The organism is Candidatus Frankia nodulisporulans, assembly GCF_902806475.1.
Lineage (GTDB): Bacteria > Actinomycetota > Actinomycetes > Frankiales > Frankiaceae > Frankia > Frankia umida.
In genome coordinates this window covers 1-6444 of the sequence record NZ_CADCWS010000238.1, presented here as the reverse complement: position 1 = coordinate 6444, position 6444 = coordinate 1, and the positions used below count along the sequence as shown (strand labels likewise).

Annotated in this window: 5 protein-coding genes; 3 read left to right on the top strand and 2 right to left on the bottom strand. The window is 70.9% G+C overall.

All coding sequences use genetic code 11. The annotated features are described in order from the left end of the window. On the bottom strand, positions 1-1174 hold a 1174-nt coding region (locus G6R24_RS17025), incomplete at its 3' end, for an NsdA family TPR-like regulatory protein (protein WP_163550217.1). A 612-nt stretch (positions 1175-1786) separates the two neighbouring features. On the opposite strand from G6R24_RS17025, the gene G6R24_RS17020 reads away from it, so the two are divergent. From G6R24_RS17020 to G6R24_RS17010, 3 genes are all read left to right on the top strand, one after another. Continuing rightward, entirely contained in the window at positions 1787-2572 is a 786-nt protein-coding gene (locus tag G6R24_RS17020) for an electron transfer flavoprotein subunit beta/FixA family protein (RefSeq protein ID WP_163550216.1), read from the top strand. 12 nt (positions 2573-2584) lie between these two features. After that, the gene (locus G6R24_RS17015; RefSeq protein ID WP_163550215.1) at positions 2585-3547 is read left to right on the top strand and encodes an electron transfer flavoprotein subunit alpha/FixB family protein; all 963 of its coding nucleotides are present in this window, start codon (positions 2585-2587) and stop codon (positions 3545-3547) included. Positions 3548-3770: 223 nt separating this feature from the next. Continuing rightward, positions 3771-4751, top strand: coding sequence for an ROK family protein (locus G6R24_RS17010; protein ID WP_163550214.1), 981 nt, complete (start codon positions 3771-3773; stop codon positions 4749-4751). Between the two features lie 45 nt (positions 4752-4796). On the opposite strand, the gene mftE is transcribed toward G6R24_RS17010, so the two are convergent. Then, positions 4797-5543, bottom strand: a complete 747-nt coding sequence (mftE, locus tag G6R24_RS17005; protein ID WP_163550213.1) for a mycofactocin biosynthesis peptidyl-dipeptidase MftE — start codon at positions 5541-5543, stop codon at positions 4797-4799. Positions 5544-6444 lie beyond the last annotated feature (901 nt).

Genomic DNA, 6444 nt, shown 5'->3' with positions numbered 1-6444 from the left:
CCAGATCGGCCTCGGCGTAACTGCGGGTGCGGGCCCGGGCGGCCCCCTGCAGCGCCCGTGCGCCGACCAGCTGCCGCTCGGCCTCCTCGGGGCGCTCGAGCAGCCGCAGGCAGTGCCCCCGGCATTCGGCGACGTCGCCGAGGTTGTAGTGCCCGGCCCAGGACGGGGACTCCGCGTCGTCGTCACCGACGCGGGAGATCGCGTCGTCGAGTTTGTCCAGCGCCGTCCGGCAGCCGTACTCGTCCTTGTTGCGGGCCAGGGCCCAGGCCTGCTTGTCGAACAGCATCGCCTTCACCGCCCATGTCGAGTCGTCGGCCGAGCGGTTCATCGCGGCTCGGGCCAGCGCCAGACTCTGGCGTAGATGTCCCAGCTGGGCGGCCTGGTCGCTCATACCGGAGAGCACCCGTCCGGCGAGCATCGTGTCGTCGGCGTGCTCGGCGAGGCTCAGGGCCTGGATGTAGTAACGCTGCGCCAGGCCATGACGTCTGCCGTCCTGGGCGAGCCAGCCGCTGAACTGGGTGAGTTCGGCCAGCGCGCTGAACAGATCGCGGTCGGGCCGCCGGTCCCGGGCGGCCCGGGTCTGGTCGTGCAGAAAACTGACGACCTGGGGGCGGATCTCGCCGCCGCCGAACTTGGCGTCGAGCCGGCGGAAGGTCTCGGTCACGTCGCGGATGAGCGCGCCGCTGCCCGCCGCCGGCTCGTGCGCGCCGGTGACGCGGTCGATCACACCGGTGAGGCTGGACAGGACGGGGTCGGCGAAGGCGGTGGCGATGAAGGCCGTGCTTTCCTGCAGAAGGTCACGTCGGTGCATGTCACGTCCCGAGAGTCCGGCGAGCGTGCGCAGGGTCTCCACCGGAGCCCCCGCGCCGGTCAGCCCCAGCTCGTCGTGGCGGTAGGACTCGCCACGCCAGCCAAGGTCGCTGGGCAGGACGGGGTAACCCAGTCCGGCCGAGAGTTCGGCCGCCGCGAGCTCGGCGACCATGGGATCCCGGGGGCGCATGCCGCGCCGCCAGTGACCGACCGTCGTGCGGGCCAGCCCCAGGTCGATCTGGCGCTGCTGGCGGGCCCGGATGTTGACCTGGGCGGCGAACCTGGTGTCGGACACCTCGGTCTCGCGCAGCAGTCGAGCGAAGGCCGAGGTGTCCACGGAATCGTCTGAAGGTTTGTTTGACATAGTTCCCCCGTCGATGTGGTGGGTGACCGTCGTGCGAGTCGGTCGCGCTGTGCGCACAGCGTGAGGCAGAAAGTAGTCGATCATTCACTTTTGGGGGAAGGGGGCGTGCACAAGATGGCCGAATTGCACGCCTGTTCAGGGGCGGAAGCCTCTGGTCAACTCGACATGATCCGTATTTGTTCCGCCGCGACCGTGCAGGGAACATGCAGGTCGAACGCCCGCCAGTGGCCGCCGATGGGCCGGATGACCGCTCTGCGGGCGGCCATCCGAGGGCGGGGGACGACTGGGGGCCAGTACCGGACATCGTCCGGACGTGGGCCGCTGGATGTGGTGGGGCCGATGGGTTCCCATAGCTTGAGATGCGAGGGCTGGTCACGCTCGGTGGTCGATGGCCTGGTGTCGTGATAGCCCCATCACTGGGGATGGCCCCGAAGAGGCGTACGGACTAACGTCGACGACGGCGTGTAGCCGTGATCGGTATGTCGTCGGCGGTCCAGGTCAGAGGCCTGGTGCGGCCCGCGTCACGCTTACGATCATCGAGCGCGGGAGCGCCCCAGATGCGACGATGTCAAGAGCAGTGACATCGGAAGTTGGCTACGGAGGCCCCAAGGCGTGAACATCGTCGTTACCGTCAAGCAGGTTCCCGATACCTGGGCGGAGAAGAAGCTCGACGCGGCGGACAAGACGGTTGACCGCCAGAGCGTCGACAACGTCATGAACGAGATGGACGAGTACGGGGTCGAAGAGGCCCTGAAGATCAAGGAAGCGCACGGCGGTGAGGTCACCGTCGTCACGATGGGGCCGGCCAAGGCGGTCGAGACGATCCGCAAGGCGCTGTCGATGGGTGCGGACAAGGCCGTGCACCTGTCCGACGACGCCCTGCACGGGTCGGACGCGCTGGCCACCTCCGCGGCGCTCGCCAAGGTGATCTCGACTCTGTCTCCCGACATCGTCATCACGTCGTCGGAGGCCTCCGACGCCCGTGGCGGCGTCATCGGTGCCCTGCTGGCGGAGCGGCTCGGTCTGCCGCAGCTGACCCAGGCCCGCAAGGTGACGGTGGACCCGGCTTCGAGCACCGTCCAGATCGAGCGTCTCGCCGACAACGGCTACGCGCTGGTCGAGGCGAGCCTGCCCGTGGTCGTCGGTGTGGTCGAGAAGATCAACCAGCCGCGGTACCCCTCCTTCAAGGGGATCATGGCGGCCAAGAAGAAGCCGCTGACGACCCTGTCCGCCGCGGACGCCGGCCTCGACGCCGCCGCCGTGGGGCTCGCTGGCGCCGCCTCCACAGTGGTCACCTCCGAGCCCGCCCCGCCGCGCTCCAGCGGCACGATCGTCAAGGACGAGGGAGACGGCGGAACCAAGGTCGCCGAGTTCCTCGCCGTGCAGAAGCTCATCTGAGAGGTTTGTTCGATGGCTGAAGTACTCGTACTCGTCGAGCACGCCGACGGAGAGCCGAAGAAGGTCACCGCCGAGCTGCTGACCCTGGCCCGCTCGTTCGGTGAGCCGGCCGCGGTCTTCCTCGGCGCCCCCGGCACCTACGCCAAGGCGAAGGACTACCTCGCCCAGTTCGGCGCCGCCAAGGTCTACGTCGCGGAGTCCGACGACATCGCCGGTTACGTCGGGGCTCCGGCGGCCGAGATCGTCGCCGGCCTCGTCGGCACCGCCTCGCCCGCCGCGGTCCTGGTGGCCGCGACCGCGGACTCCCGCGAGGTCGCCGCCCGGATCGCCGCCAAGATCGACTCCGGTCTGATCTGGGACGCCACCGCCCTCACCCCGGAGCTCGTCGCCACCCAGGGCATCTTCGGTGGTTCGACGATCGTGACCTCCAAGGTCACCAAGGGTGTGCCGGTCGTCGTCGTGCGGCCGAACGCCACGGCTCCCGAGGCCGCTCCCGGCACCCCCACGGAGCAGATCGTGGATGTCGTGATCTCCGACGCCGCCAAGGGCGCGAAGATCGTCGACCGGGTCGTCGAGGCCAAGTCGGGTCGGCCGGACCTCACCGAGGCCCAGGTCGTCGTCTCCGGTGGCCGCGGTCTCGGTGCCGCCGAGCACTTCGCCCTGGTGGAGAAGCTCGCCGACACCCTCGGTGCCGCGGTCGGCGCGTCCCGTGCCGCCACCGACGCCGGCTGGTACCCGCACCAGAACCAGGTCGGCCAGACCGGCAAGACCGTGTCGCCGCAGCTCTACATCGCGGTCGGCATCTCCGGTGCGATCCAGCACCGGGCCGGTATGCAGACCTCGAAGACGATCGTCGCCGTCAACAAGGACCCCGAGGCGCCGATCTTCGAGTTCGCCGACTACGGCCTGGTCGGCGACCTGTTCAACGTCGTGCCCCAGCTGACCTCGGAGATCGAGCAGCGCAAGGCCGGCTGATCTGGTCTGATCCCTCGCCTGTCCGGCCACGGCCGGGCGTCGGTCCCCCCACCGGGGCGGCCCGGCGCCCGGCCGTCGCTGTCGCTGCCGCCCCCGCGCTGTCCTCTGGTGCCCCCGCCCGGGGAGACCTTGCTCTCGCAGGACCGCTTGGCCTGCGCCGCGACACCCCACGCCGACGGGACACAGTGGCCAGACCCGGCTCGCGGATGATGAGGTCGGGGTTGTGCGCTCCCAGGCCCTGGCCGTCGACATCGGCGGCACGAAGATCGTGACAGCGGTGGTGGATGCCGGCGGCACCCTGCGCGGTGCGGCCCGCCGGCCGGTCCCGGCGGCCGCCGACCCGACCGGCGCCGAGGAGGTGTTCGGTGCGGTGCGCGACTGTGTGGCCGAGAGTCTGGCCACCGCCGGAGTCGACCCGTCCGACCTGGTCGGTGTCGGCTGCGGCTGTGCCGGGCCGATGCGCTGGCCCGAGGGGGCCGTCTCGCCGCTGAACATCCCGGCCTGGCGTGAGTTCCCGCTGCGGGAACGGCTGCGCGACCTCGTGGCCGGTGCGCCGGTGTACGTCCACAACGACGGGATCGCGCTGGCCGCCGGCGAGCACTGGGCCGGCGTCGGGCGCGGGGTGCGCAACCTGTTGGCCGTCACGGTGTCCACCGGCGTCGGCGGCGGCCTGGTCCTCGCCGGCCAGCTGCTCCACGGTGGATGGGGCAACGCCGGGCACATCGGTCATGTCACCGTCGCGGCCGACGGACCGCCGTGCCCCTGCGGCGGCCGAGGGTGCCTGGAGGTCATGGCCGCCGGCCCGCACACGGTGCGCCGGGCGCAGGCCGCCGGCTGGGTTCCCCCGGCCGGGCAGCCCGCCGACGGACGGACCCTGGCCACCTCGGCGGCCGCCGGCGACCAGACCGCCCGACGGGAACTTGTCCGTTCGGGGGCCGCGGTCGGTACTGGGCTCGCGTCCGCGGCGAACCTGCTGGATCTCGACGCCGCGGTGGTGGCCGGCGGGTTCGCCCAGTCCGGCCCGATCTTCTGGGATGCGATGCGGGCTGGCTTCGACCGCCATGCCGGCCTGGCCTTCTCCCGGCGGCTACGCATCCTGCGCAGCGCCGACCCGGACCGCGTCGCCCTGTGGGGCGCCGCCGCCTTCGTCCTCGCCCCTGAGCAGTACGGCGGCTGGCCCGACCAGCCGCCACCGCACGCCTGACCCAGCCGCCGCGGACGAACCCCCAGGGCCACGCCCGGCCGGACGTCAGGTCGACGTGGCCGGTGGGCTTCGCCGGGGCGCCGCGATACCGCGACGTTCGGCCCAGGCCAGCAGGAGATCGGTCGCATGGTCGATATAGGCGCCCAGCAGCCGGGCGCCCTCCCGCGCCGACGCCCCGGCCGGATCACCGAGGACACCGGACGGGCTCAGCGGTGCGACGCCGCGGGCGATGAGCTCGCTCAGGGGCGGGGTGGGACCGGCGCAGGCCTGGTCGAGCCGGACGAGCTCGGGAGCCAGGTGCAGCAGCAGCGAGGTCTCACTGCGACCGGCGTGCAGGTCGCCCACCCCGCCCGCGGCGGTGTCAGGCACACCGGCGACCCGGGCGAGCGCGGCCGTCGGTGCCCACAGCAGTACCCGCCGGCCCTCGGCACCGAGCGTCGCCACGGCTTGGCGCAGTCCCACCAGGTTGCCGCCGTGCCCGTTCACCAGGACCACGCCGGCCGCCAGAGCATCCGCGGAGCGGACGATCTCTACCACCGCATGGGCGAGGGCCTGGGTCCCCAGCGACAGGGTGCCGGGGAAACCGGCGTGCTCGCCACTGGCTCCGAACGCGAGCGCCGGCGCGACCAGCAACGGGCGTAGACGGTCGGCCAGGCCGACCGCGACCGCGATCCGGGTGTCCGTGTCCAGAGGAAGGTGCGGACCGTGCTGCTCGAGGCTGCCGACCGGCAGGACCAGCAGCGGACGTCCACCGCGAAGATCGGGCCAGGCCACCTCACCGAGCTGAACCATGTGCCCCCTTCGCCACCGCCGCTGCGCAGCATCCCAGCACAGTCCGACAGTCCCGTGCGTCCGTGCGTCCGTGCGGGGGAGCGAAGGAGCAGGAGCGGGGAGACCGGGCAGGGATCGACCAGGCGGCAGCGACTCACCCCAGGTGCCGTGCTGCGCACCCACGCCACCGCCGGCGTGACCGCAGCCCCGCTGGCGTGACGCAGCCCCGCCAGCGGACCGCAGCGCACCACGCACGCCTCTGCCGGGTAGTCGGCCCACAGCCCGCCGCGGTGGCCGTCGGAGCCAGGCGACCGGCGAGCTCTCGACGCCGCGGGATCCGGGTCGCCAGGGCGGTTTGGGCCTGCGTTCCAGCGGGTAGATGAGCTACAGAGCGGCTCTGACCTGCGGGACCGCGGTCGATCCGGATAGACGGGAATCGTCTGGACGCCTCGCACGTTGAGGCAGATAGCGCACTGTCTACGGGCGGTGTCAGAAAGTTATGCCTGCGCAGCCGTGCGCGCTGGCTTTCGTCGTGTAGAGTTCTCCTTCGTCGCCCACCGAGCTTCACAACGAGCTCGATGTCGCGCAGGACCAGATCTCCTCCGAGGGGGCACAGACCCCCCGAGGAAACGGGCCGCGGACGGTGCGATATGGTTGAGAAAGTGGCAGTCGCCGGTTAGCCGGGTGGTAAACCCGCATAGACCGGAGCGGTTTGACACAATCCCGCCGAAGCTCGTAAGGTAAGCACCACTCGACAGCTTCTCAAAAAGCTTTCAGAGTGTGTACTTCCTGGCAGGAACCGGTTCAACCGGTGTCAAATCGCAGCGAAAACCGCGATTTGACACCGAACGAACAGGCCGGTAAGTTAAAGAAGCACCAGAACGGAACGAAAAACAAAAGTTCTGGTTGCGCCTGCTCCTTG